Here is an 18,574-nt window from a genome sequence, read left to right as displayed (position 1 = left end):
ACTTTGTTATCATTCTAGCAACATTTAATTTAGCAGCATTACGACTTACCATATCAGTCATAATGCTGCTTTTTTAATGGCTATGATAATCTTATTTACATTTATTATTGAGGATGTTTCATGAAATTAACAGATATTAGCCGTCAATTGGCATTGGCATTTGCAGCAGTTGGTGTGTCAAGCTTAGTATTAGTGGGCTGTAATAATTCATCAGCACCAGAAGCGACCGCAGAACCTGTCACTGAAGGTACAGCGACGGAAACCACAGCGACTGGTGATATCGATCCTGATCATACTAAAATCGTTATCGGTACAACCGAAGGTGACTTTGCAGACATGGTTCGTAACCAAGTTAAAAGCTCACTAGAAGCACAAGGCTATGAAGTTGAATTGGTTACTTTTACCGACTATGTACGCCCGAACATCGCTTTGGCTGATGGCGATTTAGACATCAATATCTTCCAGCATAAGCCGTATTTAGATACCTTCAAGAAAGAAAATAATCTTGATTTGGTAGAAGTATTCCAAGTGCCAACGGCACCACTTGGTGTCTATTCAGGCAAAAAAACCAAGCTTGAAGACGCGTTTAAAGGTATGAGCGTGTCTGCGCCAAATGACCCTAGTAACTTTGCCCGCGCCTTGGTGATGATGAATGAGCTTGGGTGGATTACCCTAAAAGATAATATTGACCCACTGACCGCATCAAAATCTGATATTGCTGATAACAGCAAATACGATATCAAAATCGTTGAGTTAGAAGCTGCCCAGCTACCACGCGCACGCGATGAAGTGGACTTTGCTATCATTAATGGTAACTATGCCACCGACTCTGGTATTAAGCTGACTGAAGCGTTATTCCAAGAGCCAAGCTTTGCTTATGTCAACTGGTCAGCAATTAAAACTGCTGATAAAGATAAGAAGTGGGTCAAAGACGTGACCAACGCCTATAACTCTGACGCCTTCAAAAAATATGCGCATGATAGCTTCCCTGGTTATAAATATCCAAAAATTTGGGGAGCTGAGCCAGCTACCGTAACGGCATCGGCAGGTACTGCTAGCGCTGAAGCCACAGTCGTAGAAACTCCTGCTAAATAATTATTATCGTAGAGATTAAGAAAAAAAGTCCATGACTTATAAGTTATGGACTTTTTTTATGGATTATTTTTCATGAAAATCTATCACATTTGACGTTACAGCCTGTGTGTCCTTTGTAGGAAAGCGTCAGCTACCCTTTCCTTCTCTGCGTCTTTTTTTTATAGTGGTAAAGTTGCATAAAAGTTAACGATGCTAAAAATATAAATTTAAGCATAAGTAAACGACAAGGATATTCATATGAGCACGAAAACTTATCATATTCGTACTGCCGGACAAGCCAACATACCTGTATTAGGCCTAGGTACATGGCAATCTACCGGACAAGATTGCATTGATGTCGTCAGTCAAGGGTTGCAGATGGGCTATGAGCACATCGATACGGCTCAAGCTTATAGTAACGAAAAGGAAGTTGGACAAGGTATTAAGCAATCTGGCGTCGCTCGTGATACGTTCTTCTTAACCACGAAGATATTTCCTGATGACTTAAAGTTTCAGCCAGAAAAACTTATCGCTGCTGCCAAACGTTCGTTAGAAAACCTAGATACTGATTATGTTGATTTACTACTCTTGCACTGGCCTGATGACCGCGTACCGTTATCAGAAACAATTCCCGCATTATGCGAATTGCAAAAGCAAGGACTGACCCGCCATATCGGGGTTTCTAACTTTAATATCGCTCACTTAATTGAAGCAGAAAAATACGCTGATGTGCCGATTGTTGTCAATCAGGTTGAGTTTCATCCCTTTATTAAACAAGACACCTTACAAGCTTTTTTAAACAATCATCATATTTTATTAGAAGCCTACTCGCCTCTTGCGCGTGGTGATGTATTCGATAATGAAATCATTCAGAAAATTGCAAACAAGCATGGCATCACTCCTGCGCAAGTGTCATTGGCTTGGGTTTTGTCGGATAAAAACCGCGTGGCAATCCCTAAAACATCTAATCCAAAACATCTCCAAGGTAATTTAGATGCCATGAATGTGCAGTTAAGTGCGGATGAATTGGCACAAATTGCTAGCCTTGCCCGTAGTGATGGGCGCAAGATCGAACATCCTGACTATACGCCCGAATGGGATGACTAAAATCATCTGTTAAAATATTTACCATCATGTAGTAAACATCCACCATAAAAAAAGCCACTATTGAAATTAGTGGCTTTTTTTATGGTGGATAGTGAATTATCAAATGTTGATAATTTAGCGCATAGAAATTACGGTACTAACAATGCACTTATTGCGTAATAACTTGCGAATCCTTAATCGGTTCAGCAGGTTGATATAATTTAGAATCTGGACTTACACCTACTTTCTCCGCACTGGCACGGTTGTTCTCTTTTAGTGATTTAGCTACTTCTGGTGGCATATAGTTTTCATCATGCTTTGCCAATACTTCACCAGCAACGAAAGTTGTGCCTTGCATTTTACCAGTCGCCACAATGCCAGAATTTTCAGCAAATAAGTCCGGCAAAATACCTTGATAGGTCACGGGAACAGTCGATTTAAAATCCGTAATGGCAAACTCAACACTTAATGGATCATTCGGTGCACGTTGCACACTACCGGCAACCACCATACCACCGGCGCGAATACGCTTGTCTTGTGGCGCTTCACCTTTAGCAATCGCTGTAGGGTCAAAATAGTAATCGGTTTGTTGACCAATCGCGTAAATTACTAGCACTACGGCTACAGCTGCTCCGGCCAGCGTAAAAAACACCCACATCAATTTTTTGCGTCGAACTGCATTCATACCACGACCTCATAGATGACTAACTACTGTACACCACAGAAAAAGAGTCTCAAAATGCTCTTTTATACTGTGTGAGACAGGCTGCCTTTAAGATACCTATATAGTAGCATTTTTTGCACAAATCAATAAGCTTTTTGGAGATACATCAAACAGAACGACACATTTATTTGTTAGAAATACGACATTTTTTCTAAGTTAAGCCTTTGATATTGCGATTATTTTATAAATCCATACTTTTGCTGGTCGTCGCATTACGCTGTGCTTGGCGCGCTTGTTGGATAGTTAGCTCCTTGATTAATGCGTGGCGCTGCTTACGACTATACCAGATAAATATCAATATCATTCCGACCGTAATTGCCCAGCACGACCACACGAAAACGCCATGCGTACCCATGGCAATAAACTCAGAGACACTATAGAAATAGGGCTGCATGCGGTTCTCCCAACTGCGCTAAGGTTTTATCGATAAATCGCTATTTACTTTGACCACGAACGTATTCTTTTACCCATGCCTTACCTTGGTCACGATATAAAATAAGCGTATTGGTACGATAGATTGCTAATGTTGCGACCAATAAATAGCCACCAATAATCATTAATAATAACGGCATCCACATATCTGCCGACATTTTCGGAGCTTCGGTCAAGGTAAAAGTTGAGCCTTGATGTAAGGTATTCCACCACTGCACTGAGTACTTAATAATAGGCAAATTGACTGCACCGACGATGGATAAAATAGCTGCTGCTTTACCACGGTTAGCTGTATGCTCAAAAGCAGCAAATAACGCCATCACGCCAGCATATAAAAATGCCAAGATGAGCATCGACGTTAGCCGTGCATCCCAAACCCAATAGGTGCCCCAAGTCGGCTTTGCCCAAATAGACCCTGTGAGCAAGCTTACCACGCACAATAAAAATCCCAATGGGGCAAGCGCTTGTGCCACCAAATTTGCCGTCTTAATTTTCCAAACTAAATAAATTACCCCCAATACGGCAAGAGCAAAGTAAATAGAGATCGCAAGACTAGCAGCTGGCACATGGATAAAGATGATGCGATAGCTATTGCCTTGCAAGTAATCGGGTGGCGCAAACGCCAAACCCCAGATACTACCAATAGCCAAGCAAAGTCCGGCTAAGATAGCCAACCACTTGACCCATGGCGAAAAAATACGAAAAAATTCCTTGGTGCCCACAGTCGTCAAAAAGACTTGCCAAATGCGCTGCCACAGGCTTGGAGAGGAGACATTATTTAGGTTGGGCATGGGGATTAACCTATTGCAAAGCATATCAATGGGGCGGATGGGATATGTGTTCGACTTCCCTATCCACAAATCGGCGAGCGTTCACGTTCAAGCAAACGCTATCGTATAGCATTATAGCAAACTTGCCCACATTCACCATGGGGTTAATGCGCGTATTATGATTGCCAAATGAACGATAAATAAAGGTTAAATGCTTAGATGTAAGAATAGATAACAAAATATATTCATAAGCTTGGCAATTTATATTAATTTAACCACGCCATTTTTAAGGTTTGGGCAATGACCCACGGCATGACCAACACAGAGATAATACTCCCTGCTAATAGTAACGCTAAAATTGGCAACCCGTTTAAACCAGTGGCAAATAAATCAACCGCGCCCGTAGCGAAAATCAATACTGGTAACTGCATCGGTAGCGCAATCAGGGGCACCAATACTGCTCCGTTTTTGAGTGATAACGTCAGACTGCTTGCCACTGCCGATAACATAAGTAACATCGGACTGCCAGCAATGATGGACGCCATCAAAATACCTGTCTCAAACCAGCTCAATTGAAATAACGGCACGGCAAGTAAGCTGAGCAGCGCCACGATACCACTACTAAAAATCCAATGAATTACTAAACGAATCAGTACCCACAATGGTAACGATGCTTTTGCTACCACCAACTGCGCTAACGTCCCATTATCCAGTGCCGGTTTAAACAGACCTTCAACGCCCATCACCAAGGATAACAGCGCGGCAATCCAAACCGCTGCCACGCCCAAACGCTGTAATAATTGCGGCTCACTACCGACAGCTAACGGGAATAAGGTGATGATAACCAAGAACAATACCAAAGGATACAGCCATTGCACCGCTCCTTGTTGCTTGACCTGCCACTCTCGTCGCCATAATTGTCCAAAACTGATGACTTTGGGTATAGTAATATTTGGACTGTTGTTTTGATTATTATTAACTGCTTGCTCTTGGCTATTTGTCATCATTTATCCTTTATACCATATAATCTGACAAATCGAGCACGTGATTAGCAACGCCAACCGGCTGATGACTGGTCATCATAATCGCGCCGCCTGCGTCTGCAAATTCACGTAATCTTACTTCCATACGCCCGACCATATCCACATCAAGCGCAGTAAATGGCTCATCAAGTAACCACAATGGCGTCACCTCAGGCGTCAATAAATACAGCCGAGCCAGCGTAATACGGCGCGTTTGTCCTGCGGATAAATGGCTTGAGCTGATGGTTTCAAACCCTTGTAAACCAACCCACGCAAGCGCCGCATCGATATCAGCTCGACTTGGGGTAATACCATATAAATTGAGCAAAAAAGTTAAATTCTGCGCGACGGTTAGACTGGGGTGAATGCCCAATTGATGCGACACATAGAGCGGCTGAATCGGCAGCGTCTGCGACCCTTGATAATGTACGATGCCAGTCAATATCGGTATTAATCCAGCAAGCTGCATCAGTAGCGTGGTTTTACCCGTACCGTTTGCGCCAATTAAATGGTAAATATCACCTGCTAATAAGGTAAATTCGACCGCTTCGCACAGCGGAATCTCACCACGTTGCACGGTAAGCTCATCACAGGCTAACACCGGCGCTAGTAGAGCTGTTTGCATTGACGCTGATATAGATACGGACGGGATGGTCACGGACACCTCTTATTATTACCAGTTTAATCAGCCAGCTATATTCACCATAAACCACTATTGCGTTCATGGCAAAATACGTTATGCTCACTACCACTTACCAGTATAACAAATTGTTAATTACTATGACCTCAAAACCTATGCCACAGTCAAAAGATATCCAAAACTCTGATACTCATGCAAAATCTAGTGTCGATAATTCGGAAAGCTTAGAAAATTCAGCGCCAAAAAGTAAGTCCGTAGCTGACCGCACGCCTTTGACAGATTTGACTATTGATGGGCTCGTTGAAGCGCAAGTCAGGTTTATGCAGCAATGGCTACGCAGTCAAGCTGAGCCATTAGTCATGGACGCGTGGCAATGGCTTGGCGCGCAGCCGATGCAGCAGTACATTAGCTGCGAGGATCTACAGAATTTGCTTAATGATTGGCTATTAAGTCAGCCAATGAGTGAGTTGATGCGCGCTGATATCCGCGATATTTTGCATACGATTGTTTATCACCCCGTTAATGATGACATGCCATTATCTGAGCTTATCGACGACAGCCAGATCGATACTTTAGCAAATTATATCGGTAGCCACGAGCAGCAGCGCAATATGTTGATTCATAGCCTTATTGGTAACGATACCTTTGCGGATTTATTGACCCAAACGCTATATCACGCGATTAACGACTTTATGGAAACTACCCTTGATAAAGCTGGCGGTGTGGGTAAACTCATGAAGCTTGGGCGCAGCTCGTTTGAAAAAGCCACCAATCGCAATCTTGATGATAAGTTGCAGGCGTATTTGCATCGCAATATTAAAGACTTGACCCGTCGCGCTGAAGCCAATGCGCAAGAGCATCTGTCTAATGAAGAAGTGGCACGCTTACTGATTACCGGTTGGGCGCGTTTGAAAGACGAGCCGGTCAGTCAGCTACAAGCTTACCTCAGTGATGAGCCTGATAATAATAGCATTGACCTCATCGAAGGTAGTGTACAGCAAAGTTATAACCGCCTACGTATATCACCTTATTTGCGCAGTTTGGTCGCCGCGAGCGTCGAGACTTGGTATGCCAATCATCAGTCCGATACCTTTTCTCAATTGGTGGCAGGTTTACATATTGATGAGCAAGCCATTGCCACGCTAAGCACTGCCCTATTACCGCTGGCCCATGATGCCATTGATAGCGTGCCGTTCACTGACCATATTCGCACCATGCTGCAGGCTTTTTATGCTCAGCCTGATATTAAGCAAAACGTAGCAAGTGGCGTCTCTTAGCTGACCGTTATAGTATTATTGAACAGTAGCGATTTACTTATTTTCACTTATTAATAAAAGACCAGTTATGAGTCCTATCAATAAACGTAGCTTATGGCAAAAAATTAAACGGCGCTTGGCTGCCGCATTGTTGCGCGTGGTTGAAGATGACAGCGCAGACAATGATACCAGTAGCCGTTCTAATGTTACTGTATATCCTGTTGCAGCTGAAAATATGAACAATGACATCATTGAAGATGAAAATGTAGAAATTGATAATACTAAAGCTGACAGTATTGAAAATAGTAATGTTGAAAATGCTCATTCTGAAAATACAGATATTGATGACAAGGACGCTGATAATTATGCCAATAGCGATATTAATAGTGACCATTCAAAAGATAAAGATGTGGAAAATAGCGCCTCAGAAAACAGCCGTTTAGAAAAGAATAGCTTAGAAAATCATGATACCAATGATAATTATCATGAAGCACAAGAAGTCGATGCTCCAAATGATATGTCCATTGTCGACTACCTGAAGCAATATTTTTATGATAAGGACTGGCACTACACTTATTATCGCCCTCGGGCATCGGACAGTCAGCAATCGCACCATTTATCATTACAGATGAGGAACAAGCAAGTCGAATGCGGCTATCTATTTAGGGTACAAGAAGCCAATAATCTACTGGCGGTCTATGGCATTTTGCCGTTTTTAATTCCTGAAAGCCATCAAAGCGCGGCAATGCTGCTGATTACCCAAATCAATTATGACATGCTGATAGGTAATCTGGAGATGGATATCAACGATGGCGAAATACGCTATAAAAATGCCATTGATATTGAAGCGGTCGGTATCGACGATCATATTATGGAGCACTTATTGCAAAGTGTGATTGCCATGACCACGGTCACTTATGAGATATTTAGCGACTTGGTCAATACCGCTGACCCGGCAGAAGACATGGCAACGCTGTTAAGTGAGCTGCGCCAGCAAGCCGATTCGCGCCAGTTTTATTTGCCCACCCAGTTTGTACAATAAGCACGTAACTGATATCCGCTTTACCTTGTGATATCTTTTATACGTAATTTTTTATACGCAAGTTTTTTCAACGATCTTTTATGACAGCATCTAACCTATAGACAGTAAATAACCATGCTAAAAATTGCTTATTCTGAGATTTTTCGTTATTCAGTCCCCGAAAAACATCGCTTTCCCATGCAAAAATACACTATGATTCCAGAACGATTATTAGCGGAAGGCACTATCACAAACGATAGCTTTTTTGCGCCAAAAAAATTAAGTGAAGAAGAAGTATTGACCACCCATACTGCCGAATATTGGTATAAGCTAAAAACCCAAACCTTGACTGCCAAAGAAGCACGCCAAATTGGTTTTGAGATGACGCCGACTTTGGTTGAGCGGGGGCGTTATATTGCACACGCGACGTATGAATGTGCGCTCTATGCACAGCAATATGGTGTGGCGATGAATGTCGCAGGCGGTACGCATCATGCCTTTGCCGATCATGGCGAAGGGTTCTGCGTGTTTAATGATGTTTGTGTTGCCAGCAATTTATTACTGGCGCGTGGACAGGCACAGCGAATTTTGGTCGTTGATCTGGATGTGCATCAAGGCAATGGCAATGCCAGTATTATGGCAAACGAGTCACGCGTTTTTATATTTAGTATGCATGGCGCCAAAAACTATCCGTTTCGTAAGCAAATATCCGATCTTGATATTGAGTTGGCAACGGATACAGGTGACGCTGAATACTTACAAATTCTGGCAGATACGTTGCCGCGCTTAATTCAGGAATTTGTGCCCGATATGATTTTTTATCAGTCCGCTGTCGATGTCTTGGCAACGGATGCGCTGGGTAAATTGGCATTGTCGCAAGAAGGCTGCAAAGCGCGCGATGAGTACGTATTACGCCAAGCAAAAGCGGCAAATATACCCGTTGCTATCGTCATGGGCGGTGGCTATTCAGAAGATATTGATGATGTGGTTGAGGCACACTGTAATACTTTTCGCTTGGCGCAACAGATATTTTTTGCGGAATAGTTTTTAACATCACTGAATCTATTGGCATCAATTTTAAGGACTTTTTTATAGGACTATCACAACAACAATGCCGTGATACCTTGCCAGCCAATACGTACCCCCAGAACTGCTAAAATCAATAGAATAAGCTGACGAAAGCGTGCTTGCGGTAAGTAATGATGCACGCGAATGCCGATCAATGTTGCCACAATAGATAGTACGCTGATTAAAGAGATTATTTGCCATTCTGCACGGCTCATCGCCATAATTGGCTCACGTAATATGATAATTTGTGCCAATTTTCCTAAGAAATAGCACATATTACCGACCTTAGCGATGGTGTTTTTCTCGTCACTTGCGGAGAGCAAGTACATCATTAGCATGGCGGACATGGCATTGGTTGCGCCGCCAATAATACCAGCGCTTAGTCCCACAGCGATCAGAACAAACTTAGTATTAGGCAGCTCAATCGCCTTACCCCACAGCGAATTTAAAACATAAAAAGCAATTACCACTGCCAGTAACAATAACAGATACGTACTATTGACCCACAATAATAGCTGAGCGCCAAGCAAACTACCAAGTAAGCTGGTCAACGCTAACAACCAATAATGCCGACTATAATGGCTAATATTCTGCCAAATACTGCGCTCACCACCGATCAGCCAGGTGGTGGCATTAAGTAATAACGAGGGGAAAATAACCAATACAATGGCATAAGGCAATGGGTAAATGCTGGCTAATGCCGTGGTCGCTATTAATGTAAAGCCAATACCGCTAATGCCATGCAGTACTGACGCTCCTATAAATACCGTAACCAGCAATCCCATTTGGATAATGGTGCTATCCATTATTATAAATGCCATTTGGTAAAAGAAAAAATGTACTGCAAAGATTGGTTACCACTATAAAACAAGCATTATTCACCATATTGACGTTGTGTTAAGGTGTCACCGATTATCGCCACTAGTTGCTCAGCAATCTCATTTTTATGGGCTTTATCTAGCGTGACCACCTCTTGCTCATAACGGGTGGCAAAAAAGACTTGCATGGCATTATCATCACTGGCAAAACCAATATCCGTACGTGAAACATCATTACAAGCAATCATATCCAAGTCTTTACTAACAAGTTTGCCACGGGCGTAACGCTGTACTTCTTGCGTTTCCGCAGCAAAGCCAACCACGAACAATTCTGGATGCGCATGGGAAATGGTGGCTAAGATATCAGGATTCTTAACCAAATTAAGGTGCATTGTCTCTTGGGTCTTTTTAATCTTTTGCGGCGCTGCTGCCTCGGTACGATAATCGGCAACGGCAGCAGTTGCGATAAAAATATCTGCGATTAGTGCATTATCATCATCTGATATATTGTCAGCAGGCTCATCGCCACAGTCGCAGTTATCGTGCGCATGGTTGTGGTCATGATGATGGTCATGCTCGTGATGATGATCATGGTCGTGCTCTTCTTCAAACTGCAATGCAGCATGAGTTCCAGACACACATTGTTGCGCGGTAATAAGCATCTCTTCGGCAGATAAAACATCAATGCGCGTGACGCCAAGCGGTGTCGGTAATGCGACTTTACCGCCAGCGATTAAAATCACCTCTGCACCAGCTTCAACACACGCGCGTGCCAAGGCAAAACCCATTTTTCCTGAGGAATGATTGGATAAATAACGTACCGGGTCAATGGCTTCTATCGTTGGACCCGCTGTGATGACCACGGTTTTACCCAACAGCCGCTGCGGAATGGTCTGCTGGGCACAAAACAGACGCAGCTCAGCCAATAGCTGTTCAGGCTCTGGTAAGCGTCCTGCCCCTACATCGCCACACGCTTGCTCGCCACTGGCTGGCATAATGATATGATAGTTCATATCACGCAAGGTCATGACATTCAGATTCACCGCTGGATGTGCCCACATTTGCTGATTCATGGCAGGTGCAACGATGACAGGCGCAGTAGTAGCTAGACATACTGTGGTCAACAAATCATCTGCCATACCCATCGCCAATCTTGCTAACGTATTGGCAGAAGCAGGCGCGATAATGACCAAATCAGCCCATTTGGCAAGTTCAATATGACCCATGCCCGCTTCAGCGTGTTCATCAAGTAGCGAGGTATGTACCTCATTACCCGTTAACGCTTGTAAGGTCAGTGGAGTAATAAAAGCTTGCGCCCCAGCCGTCATAATGACGCGCACTTCGTAGCCCGACTTAATCAGTAAGCGTGCGAATAGAGCAGATTTATAAGCGGCGATACCGCCAGTGATAGCGAGCACAATGTTTTTCATAAGCGTGGCATTATCAACAATAGAAAGTTAAAGGATAAAATGGCGCTTATAGTAACAATTATGCGATAAGTTGGGTAAAATTTTCCGCCCTTATCGATAATTGCTTACGATAATTTTATGTTTATTTTATACAACACTTATCAATATACCATTTCAAAAAAATAATAAAGGAATAGTAATGGCCATTAAAGACTGGCATGAAGACGATCGACCGAGAGAAAAATTATTAAAATTTGGGGCAGCGCATTTATCAGACGCTGAAATATTAGCCATATTTTTACGCACAGGGACACAATCGCAATCCGCGATCGAACTGGCACGGCATCTCATTACTCATTTCGGTAGTCTTGCTGAGTTATTATCCGCGCCCAAAGACGAGGTCCTCGCCTGCCACGGTATTGGTCCTGCTAAATACGCGCAAATATTGGCATCGTTAGAGATGGGCACGCGTTATCTCGACAGCCAGCTAAAAACGGGGCAAGCGCTTGGACGCTCGCAAGTGGTCAAAGATTATATCAGCACCCAATTACGTGGAGAGCACCGTGAGGTTTTTGCGGTAATGTGTTTGGACAATGCACTCAATTTACTCAATTATGAAATACTGTTTACCGGTGGTATCTCGTCTTGCTCAGTTTGTATCAAGCACGTACTGCGTCATGCATTAACGCACTCTGCCAGTCAGTTAATTGTCGCGCACAATCATCCGCACACTGATGCTCAGCCTTCAGCGGCAGACAACCGTTTAACCGATGAGCTGAAAAAAGCCTGCGATTTAATCGATTTATCTCTTATCGACCATATTATTGTTGGGCGCAACGATACCTTATCGTATGCAGAAAACGCGCTTTATCCTTTTGCCTAAAGCGTTACTGGCAACAATTTTACTAAGGACAAATCTAGAGTTATTAGCAATAACTAAAAGATAGAGGCAACGCTAGAGACGACGCTATGGATTACAACAGATACCAGCGTTCACATACGGTAGCGGTTTCATTATTGATAATTACGTCAATATCACTCATATTATTAGCAGGATTTGTGTCTGTATTCTGTATGATGGGTTAAAATGTATTTACTAATGCTTACTCTTCTCTAGGTAAATCCTATTTTTCCTACATTATTAAGCGTTATCATGACAGGTTATGGTTTGTAGCGCTGTTCCTCTTCACTCATTCACTCTTTGCTAAGGAGACAGTCATGACGATTGGCTTATTTATTTTGGCACTATTGGTTCAGTTAGCCGTCGTTTTGGCCATCTTTTTGCAGTCGTTGTCGCGCATAACGGGCAGTATCGTGGCGATTATCACGATAGTGGTCACCGCCTATATCAGTCCATGGTCACTGATTTTGGGTGCGCCTATTGCTCTCCTGTGCTTGATATTATTGATTGCGCCCATTCGTCGTGCACTGATTACCAAGCCAGTTTATAAAGCACTTGGTAAAGCGATGCCAAGCATGAGCGACACCGAACGCGAGGCGCTCGACGCGGGTACCAGCTGGTGGGAAAAAGAGCTGTTCATGGGCAATCCAAACTGGAAAACCTTTGCCAATTATCCTTATCCTGAACTGTCGGACGAAGAACAAAGCTTTATTGATAATGAAGTTGAATACCTCTGCGCGATGTTAGATGAATGGCAAATCCAACATGACGATAAAGAGTTGTCGCCAGAAGCGTGGCAATTTATAAAAGACAATGGCTTTTTGGGGCTGATTATCCCGAAAGAATATGGCGGCTTGGAATTTAGCTCTTATGCGCAAAGCCGAATCATGAGTAAAATTGCCTCACGCTCGCCAACCGCTGCGGTCACTTGTATGGTGCCAAACTCGCTAGGTCCTGGTGAGCTATTAATGCACTACGGGACGGATGCGCAAAAACAGCGCTGGCTACCGGGCTTAGCAAAAGGTGAAGAGATTCCTTGCTTTGGGCTAACAGGTCCGGAAGCTGGTTCTGATGCGGGCGCTATTCCTGATACGGGCGTGGTTTGCTACGGTATTCACGATGGCGAATACACCTTGGGTCTGCGCATGAATTTCTCCAAGCGCTGGATTACTTTGGCACCGATTGCCACTGTCGTTGGATTGGCATTTAAAATGTATGACCCAGAAGGGTTATTGGGGGATATTGATAAAACCGATTATGGCATCACTTGCGCCCTTGTACCGGCAAGCCATGAAGGCGTTATCACTGGACCTCGTCACTATCCAAGTGGCTCACCCTTTATGAATGGTACGGTTGATGGCACTGACGTCTTTATTCCGCTTGATTATATTATTGGCGGTGTTGAAAACGCAGGACGCGGTTGGCGGATGTTGATGGAATGTCTGGGCGTAGGTCGCGGTATTTCCTTACCGGCATTATCAACATCAGCCAGTGAAATGACCTACTTATCAGTTGGCGCATTTGCTAAAGTACGTGAGCAATTTAAAATATCCGTTGGTAAATTTGAAGGGGTGCAAGACGTTACCAGCTATATTGCCAGCCAAACCTATATGTTAGAAGCCTTTCGCCACTTGGTTACCTGCGGTTTAAATCAAGGTGGTACGCCATCGGTGATGACGGCAATGGCAAAATATTATGCTACTGAAACCATGCGTGTGGTAGTCAATCATGGTATGGATGTGGTCGGTGGTCGCGCTATTCAAATGGGACCACGCAACTTTTTAGCCATTCCTTATCATGCTATTCCTGTTTCTATCACGGTTGAGGGCGCTAATATTTTAACGCGCTCGTTGATGATATTTGGGCAAGGGGCAATGCGCTGCCATCCGTATTTATTTGATGAGTTACAACTGCTGCAAAGTGATGATAAAAAAGCAGCTATTAAGCCGTTTGATGTTTTATTCTTTAAACATTTGGGCTATACCTTTAATCGTGGTGCTAAAGCGTTTGTCTCAGGATACATGGGCGGTAGTAATGATGCGCCCCTATTTGCCGACAGCTTTACCCGCCCTTATTACAAACACATCAACCGTCTGAGCACCAGCTTTGCGCTGACGGCTGACATGGCACTGGGCTTACTGGCTGGCGATTTAAAGCGTAAAGAAATGCTATCCGGTCGTCTTGCTGATATTCATGGTCATCTATTTATCGCCACCGCTATTTTGCAATTTTACCAATACGGCAGTAAATCAAAAGCTGAGCAGTTGCATGCGGAAGTGGCATTAAAGCACAGCTTATTTACTATTCAAGAAGCCTTTGTCAGCTTTTTTGATAATTTTCCCAATCGTATGGCGGCAGGCGTGGTCAGCTTTGTGACTTTCCCAAGCGGTCGTATTTTTAAACCTGCGAGCGACGAGCTAAAGCGTCAACTTGGCGATATCTTTATGGATGACTTTAAAGCCAATCCATTCCGCGATTATCTAAAAACCATGGTTTATTATAATACTGAGCCGAATGATGTTACTGGCCGTATGGAAAATGCCTATCAGACGCTATTGGCCGTTGAGCCGTTATGGCAACGGTTTAAAAAAGCAGAACATAAAGGCAGCTTTGAGGGTTTAACTTTTGAAGATTTTGTGGTGGAAGCCAGTCAAAACGGTGACATTAGCGAAGAAGAAGCAGAAGTGCTGATTCATTATAATGCGCTACGTTTTGACTCGTTGTTAACAGATACTTTTGATGAGCATTTAGAACAAGTACAAGAACGCACCAATCCACACAGTTTAGAAAATGCAGTCGATAAATTGACAGACTATGCGCAATTAAAAAAAGACGCTCAAATTAGAAATGGTACATATATCGATAAAGAATCAGCAATAGAAGACAATAAGCTGCCTAATCATCAAAACAGTGCTGATCACTACCAAGATTATCAGCAAGCCGAACCACAAACAGGGGATACTAATCCCAATCATGGTTATGAGCCTGACGGTGATGTAAAAATGGTGAGTGAGCAAAATACCACTCAAGAACGCAGGGGGCAGACTGATTTTAATAAAGCACCTACTAAAGAAGAAGCGCTGTATTATCGTACCCGTGACGCTGAGGTCATTCTAAATAATCGTATGAGTGAAAACCACAGCGATGCTAAATGGCAAGATGGTCTACGCCGTGATAATGTTCACGGAAGTAAAGAGGATAGTGAATAGTAATGACAGTATTTTTTATAAAATAAAGTTCCTGAATAATGCTGCGAAGATAACATCTAGAAGATAATGACTCTTAACAAAACCACAAAAAGGCTGCCGAATCAGGTAGCTTTTTTTATGAATTATTTTCTAGTTTATTTTGCCTAATTATTAGGTTTTATTGCTCATCCTACCTGCCAAAAAGAGCAATATTCAAATATAAAATCTACTGATTCATAAAAAAATATTGCAGTAGCCCTAACTATTATCTTATATTGTGCCGCACAGTCTGTAAGCGGATGACAGACCATACATTTATAGACGTAATAACGCGCAGTTAAAAACATAGTAATGGTACTTATCAGCCTCGCATTGAGATTATAAGCGACCGTCTGCGCTGTTATACGCACACAAAGGATAGGATTATGTGGAAAAATATGGGACTGACCGGCAAGATTATTGTCGCCATGATATTGGGTATCGTCTTAGGTTTGGCCATCAATTATTTTGGTTTAAATGCTGAAGGCAGCTTTATTAATACCTACGTGACCAATGGTTTTTTTGCCATCGTGGGTAAGCTATTTGTTAATTCTCTAAAAATGCTGGTTGTACCTTTGGTATTGATATCCTTGATTTGCGGCGTATGCGGCATTGGTGATATACGGCTCTTGGGTCGAATTGGTGGCAAAACGTTCTTTATCTATATGGTGACTACCGCATTAGCAATTACCACCGCTATTGGGCTTGGTTCACTCTTTGGTATTGGTAAAGGCATGCAAATCGAAACTAAAGCGGTATTCGAAGCAGAGTCAGCACCGCCCCTCATTGATGTTTTCTCTAATATTATCCCGTCTAATCCCATCAGCGCGATGGCAAATGGCGATATGCTGTCGATTATCTTCTTTGCGATGTTAATTGGTATCAGTATTTTGATGGTCGGCAAGCCTGCAAAAGGTTTGGTGCAAAGCTTAGAGCTCATCAATGAAGTCATCTTAAAAATGGTGACCATCATTATGAATCTCGCACCGTACGGTGTGTTTGCGCTCCTGACCAAAGCAATGGCAGAGCTGGGTTTTGATCTTATTTGGTCGTTATTGGGTTACGTTGCCGTATTGGTCGGCGCACTCTTCTTCCACTTCTTTGTAACGATGATGGTGTTACTCAAGCTGACTTCCGGCTTATCAATAAAAACCTTTTTGGCAAAAATGCGTGATGTGCAGATTTTTGCCTTTAGTACCTCAAGCTCTAATGCCACGATTCCCATTACCTTGCGTACCGTGACCGAGCGTATGGGCGTGAATAATTCAGTGGCGTCCTTTACCATTCCATTTGGCGCGACCATCAATATGGATGGCACGGCAATCATGCAAGGCACGGCAACCATTTTTATTGCCAACTTGTATGGGGTCGATTTGGGTATTACAGGCTATCTAACGGTTATCTTGATGTCGGTACTTGCCTCTGTTGGTACGGCAGGTGTACCGGGTGTAGGGCTGATTATGCTCTCGATGGTATTTGCGCAAGTTGGTCTGCCTATCGAAGGTATTGGCTTAATTTTGGGTGTTGACCGTATTCTTGACATGCTCCGTACCGCAGTAAACGTGGGTGGCGATGCCGCCGTGACGGTTATCGTCGCGAAAATGGAAGGCGAGATGGATTTGGCGGTTTACAATGACCCGAATGCTGGCGCAAAAGAGATGTTTGATGGTCATATCGATGCTGATAGCGAGCGTGAATTGTCTGCTGTGTTTAACGATGACTTGCTCGGTAGCGAATATGATGACCATAAACGCGGCTAGATTAACCTGCTAACGACATTCATTTATTGACGCAAATAAAAACCCCAGTTATCAAAGCTGGGGTTTTTTATGGGCGCTCACTATATATATTATGAGTGGGTATGATACTAAGACTATTTTTTATTTTATAAACAATACGAGGATTAAATCAACCCAAAACGTATTTGGTCACCATCGCTAGACAGACCAATACAATCATCGGACGAATCAGTTTGCTACCGCCTTTCATCACCATATGCGAGCCAAAATAAGCGCCTATCGTCTGCCCGACCATCATTGCCAGCCCCACTTTCCACAGTACATTACCGCCCAATATAAAAAATATCAACGAGCCAATATTGGTGGATAAATTCAGTACCTTTGCTGCCCCTGTGGCTTCCACAATACGCCGACCACGCAACGCCACATTACCAAGAGCAAAAAACATCCCCGTGCCCGGTCCCATATAGCCATCATAAAAACCTATTATTGGTGCAGCTACTTTCTGCCACTTGCCTTCACTGATGCGCGGTTTGGTTTCTACTGCACCCAACTTTGGCGCAAATAAAGTATAAATACCAATCGCTGCAATCAAAAACGGAATCAGCTTTTCTAAGAAATCCGGTGGCGATAACTGTACCGCAATCGAGCCGAATATGGAGCCGATAAACGCGGCAATAATAGCCGTCTTGATTTGTTTCGGATAAACAACGCGATTCCTAATCATGGTGATAGACGCCGCTAATGCACCCGATGCCGCTTGCAATTTATTCGTTCCCAACGTTAACACAGGCGGAATATTGGCAAGCAGCATCGCGGGAATGGTCAATAGACCGCCACCACCAGCGATAGCATCAATAAATCCGGCAAGCGCTGCCACCGCCGTCAGCATCAAAATAACTTCTAAAGTAAGCGAGACGTCCATAACCTTAACCTTGTAAAAATAAATGATAAAAAATGACAGTAATGAATGCCGCTACCTGTTCTTTACGACTCTACCCGCTTATTAATTACCGTTTGCCATTTGTCGATATCGCTAATGGAAACTAGCTATAGGTCGATATTGATGATTGGTAATTAGTACTAATTATCAGCACTGATTTTTATGAACCCAGCAAACGAAAGCTGGCTCAGCGCTGGAAACACAATGCTCATGGGCAAAAGCGACATATTATAAGGTTAATTGTATAAAAAAAACCAAAAACGTCGTAAAGTCTGCTAGATTTGTAAGAAAAGTCAGACGATTTAAGTCTACCGTTAGTAATACTGGATAGTGTTTGGTGATGACGATGTAGCACTCGGTTAAGATAATATAGAGTAAAGAAGACGACGTTAATATAACTGGGCATCCAAAACAAAGACCCACTGTCGCCAATCAATACACGAC

Annotated in this window: 16 protein-coding genes; 8 read left to right on the top strand and 8 right to left on the bottom strand. The window is 43.1% G+C overall.

Going from position 1 to position 18,574, the window contains the following annotated elements; translation table 11 throughout:
- Window positions 1-120: 120 nt before the first annotated feature.
- Together H2245_RS08210 and H2245_RS08205 are read left to right on the top strand one after the other, a co-directional pair.
- Window positions 121-1,095, top strand: a complete 975-nt coding sequence (locus H2245_RS08210) for a MetQ/NlpA family ABC transporter substrate-binding protein (protein WP_182406920.1) — start codon at window positions 121-123, stop codon at window positions 1,093-1,095.
- 237 nt (window positions 1,096-1,332) lie between these two features.
- On the top strand, window positions 1,333-2,181 hold the full coding sequence (locus H2245_RS08205; RefSeq protein ID WP_182406919.1) for an aldo/keto reductase: 849 nt from the start codon (window positions 1,333-1,335) through the stop codon (window positions 2,179-2,181).
- Between the two features lie 148 nt (window positions 2,182-2,329).
- Here the strand turns inward: H2245_RS08205 and ccmE are convergent, their stop codons facing one another.
- The 5 genes from ccmE to ccmA form a co-directional block, all read right to left on the bottom strand.
- Window positions 2,330-2,845 carry a cytochrome c maturation protein CcmE gene (gene ccmE / locus H2245_RS08200; protein ID WP_182406918.1) on the bottom strand — a complete coding sequence of 172 codons (516 nt, stop codon included), beginning with the start codon at window positions 2,843-2,845 and terminating at the stop codon, window positions 2,330-2,332.
- Between the two features lie 220 nt (window positions 2,846-3,065).
- The gene (ccmD, locus tag H2245_RS08195; RefSeq protein WP_182406917.1) at window positions 3,066-3,278 is read right to left on the bottom strand and encodes a heme exporter protein CcmD; all 213 of its coding nucleotides are present in this window, start codon (window positions 3,276-3,278) and stop codon (window positions 3,066-3,068) included.
- Window positions 3,279-3,318: 40 nt separating this feature from the next.
- On the bottom strand, window positions 3,319-4,107 hold the full coding sequence (ccmC, locus tag H2245_RS08190; protein WP_182406916.1) for a heme ABC transporter permease CcmC: 789 nt from the start codon (window positions 4,105-4,107) through the stop codon (window positions 3,319-3,321).
- 245 nt (window positions 4,108-4,352) lie between these two features.
- A complete protein-coding gene (locus tag H2245_RS08185) occupies window positions 4,353-5,090 on the bottom strand; it encodes a heme exporter protein CcmB (protein WP_404944670.1) in 738 nt (245 codons plus the stop codon).
- A gap of 10 nt (window positions 5,091-5,100) precedes the next feature.
- Window positions 5,101-5,733: a heme ABC exporter ATP-binding protein CcmA gene (ccmA, locus tag H2245_RS08180; protein ID WP_182407106.1), complete on the bottom strand. Its 633-nt coding sequence runs from the start codon at window positions 5,731-5,733 to the stop codon at window positions 5,101-5,103.
- Window positions 5,734-5,888: 155 nt separating this feature from the next.
- On the opposite strand from ccmA, the gene H2245_RS08175 reads away from it, so the two are divergent.
- The 3 genes from H2245_RS08175 to H2245_RS08165 all read left to right on the top strand — a co-directional run bounded on the left by H2245_RS08175 (window position 5,889) and on the right by H2245_RS08165 (window position 9,069).
- Window positions 5,889-7,025: a hypothetical protein gene (locus H2245_RS08175; protein WP_182406915.1), complete on the top strand. Its 1,137-nt coding sequence runs from the start codon at window positions 5,889-5,891 to the stop codon at window positions 7,023-7,025.
- A 67-nt stretch (window positions 7,026-7,092) separates the two neighbouring features.
- A complete protein-coding gene (locus tag H2245_RS08170) occupies window positions 7,093-8,046 on the top strand; it encodes a YbjN domain-containing protein (RefSeq protein ID WP_182406914.1) in 954 nt (317 codons plus the stop codon).
- 114 nt (window positions 8,047-8,160) lie between these two features.
- On the top strand, window positions 8,161-9,069 hold the full coding sequence (locus H2245_RS08165) for a histone deacetylase (protein WP_182406913.1): 909 nt from the start codon (window positions 8,161-8,163) through the stop codon (window positions 9,067-9,069).
- A gap of 56 nt (window positions 9,070-9,125) precedes the next feature.
- On the opposite strand, the gene H2245_RS08160 is transcribed toward H2245_RS08165, so the two are convergent.
- Together H2245_RS08160 and coaBC are read right to left on the bottom strand one after the other, a co-directional pair.
- Entirely contained in the window at window positions 9,126-9,899 is a 774-nt protein-coding gene (locus tag H2245_RS08160; RefSeq protein ID WP_182406912.1) for a sulfite exporter TauE/SafE family protein, read from the bottom strand.
- Window positions 9,900-9,967: 68 nt separating this feature from the next.
- Window positions 9,968-11,341 carry a bifunctional phosphopantothenoylcysteine decarboxylase/phosphopantothenate--cysteine ligase CoaBC gene (gene coaBC / locus H2245_RS08155; RefSeq protein ID WP_182406911.1) on the bottom strand — a complete coding sequence of 458 codons (1,374 nt, stop codon included), beginning with the start codon at window positions 11,339-11,341 and terminating at the stop codon, window positions 9,968-9,970.
- Window positions 11,342-11,519: 178 nt separating this feature from the next.
- Between coaBC and radC the strand changes: the two genes are divergently transcribed.
- From radC to H2245_RS08140, 3 genes are all read left to right on the top strand, one after another.
- The gene (gene radC, locus H2245_RS08150; protein ID WP_182406910.1) at window positions 11,520-12,203 is read left to right on the top strand and encodes a DNA repair protein RadC; all 684 of its coding nucleotides are present in this window, start codon (window positions 11,520-11,522) and stop codon (window positions 12,201-12,203) included.
- Between the two features lie 335 nt (window positions 12,204-12,538).
- Entirely contained in the window at window positions 12,539-15,430 is a 2,892-nt protein-coding gene (locus tag H2245_RS08145; protein WP_182406909.1) for an acyl-CoA dehydrogenase, read from the top strand.
- A 404-nt stretch (window positions 15,431-15,834) separates the two neighbouring features.
- Entirely contained in the window at window positions 15,835-17,208 is a 1,374-nt protein-coding gene (locus tag H2245_RS08140) for a dicarboxylate/amino acid:cation symporter (protein ID WP_182406908.1), read from the top strand.
- Between the two features lie 148 nt (window positions 17,209-17,356).
- On the opposite strand, the gene H2245_RS08135 is transcribed toward H2245_RS08140, so the two are convergent.
- On the bottom strand, window positions 17,357-18,112 hold the full coding sequence (locus H2245_RS08135) for a TSUP family transporter (protein ID WP_182406907.1): 756 nt from the start codon (window positions 18,110-18,112) through the stop codon (window positions 17,357-17,359).
- Window positions 18,113-18,574: the final 462 nt, after the last annotated feature.

It is taken from the genome of Psychrobacter sp. GP33 (assembly GCF_014119005.1).
In the GTDB taxonomy this organism is placed as follows: domain Bacteria; phylum Pseudomonadota; class Gammaproteobacteria; order Pseudomonadales; family Moraxellaceae; genus Psychrobacter.
The sequence above is the reverse complement of the archived record's forward strand: the minus strand, read 5'-3'. Positions and strand labels throughout refer to the sequence as shown.

Excerpts from the sequence above, each read along its gene's own strand:
- radC (WP_182406910.1), top strand. The coding sequence starts at position 11,520 with ATGGCCATTAAAGACTGGCATGAAGACGATCGACCGAGAGAAAAATTA.
- H2245_RS08205 (WP_182406919.1), top strand. The coding sequence starts at position 1,333 with ATGAGCACGAAAACTTATCATATTCGTACTGCCGGACAAGCCAACATA.
- H2245_RS08185 (WP_404944670.1), bottom strand. The coding sequence starts at position 5,090 with ATGACAAATAGCCAAGAGCAAGCAGTTAATAATAATCAAAACAACAGT.
- H2245_RS08140 (WP_182406908.1), top strand. The coding sequence starts at position 15,835 with ATGTGGAAAAATATGGGACTGACCGGCAAGATTATTGTCGCCATGATA.
- H2245_RS08160 (WP_182406912.1), bottom strand. The coding sequence starts at position 9,899 with ATGGATAGCACCATTATCCAAATGGGATTGCTGGTTACGGTATTTATA.
- H2245_RS08145 (WP_182406909.1), top strand. The coding sequence starts at position 12,539 with ATGACGATTGGCTTATTTATTTTGGCACTATTGGTTCAGTTAGCCGTC.
- H2245_RS08175 (WP_182406915.1), top strand. The coding sequence starts at position 5,889 with ATGACCTCAAAACCTATGCCACAGTCAAAAGATATCCAAAACTCTGAT.
- H2245_RS08210 (WP_182406920.1), top strand. The coding sequence starts at position 121 with ATGAAATTAACAGATATTAGCCGTCAATTGGCATTGGCATTTGCAGCA.
- H2245_RS08165 (WP_182406913.1), top strand. The coding sequence starts at position 8,161 with ATGCTAAAAATTGCTTATTCTGAGATTTTTCGTTATTCAGTCCCCGAA.
- ccmC (WP_182406916.1), bottom strand. The coding sequence starts at position 4,107 with ATGCCCAACCTAAATAATGTCTCCTCTCCAAGCCTGTGGCAGCGCATT.
- ccmD (WP_182406917.1), bottom strand. The coding sequence starts at position 3,278 with ATGCAGCCCTATTTCTATAGTGTCTCTGAGTTTATTGCCATGGGTACG.
- ccmA (WP_182407106.1), bottom strand. The coding sequence starts at position 5,733 with ATGCAAACAGCTCTACTAGCGCCGGTGTTAGCCTGTGATGAGCTTACC.
- H2245_RS08135 (WP_182406907.1), bottom strand. The coding sequence starts at position 18,112 with ATGGACGTCTCGCTTACTTTAGAAGTTATTTTGATGCTGACGGCGGTG.
- H2245_RS08170 (WP_182406914.1), top strand. The coding sequence starts at position 7,093 with ATGAGTCCTATCAATAAACGTAGCTTATGGCAAAAAATTAAACGGCGC.
- coaBC (WP_182406911.1), bottom strand. The coding sequence starts at position 11,341 with ATGAAAAACATTGTGCTCGCTATCACTGGCGGTATCGCCGCTTATAAA.
- ccmE (WP_182406918.1), bottom strand. The coding sequence starts at position 2,845 with ATGAATGCAGTTCGACGCAAAAAATTGATGTGGGTGTTTTTTACGCTG.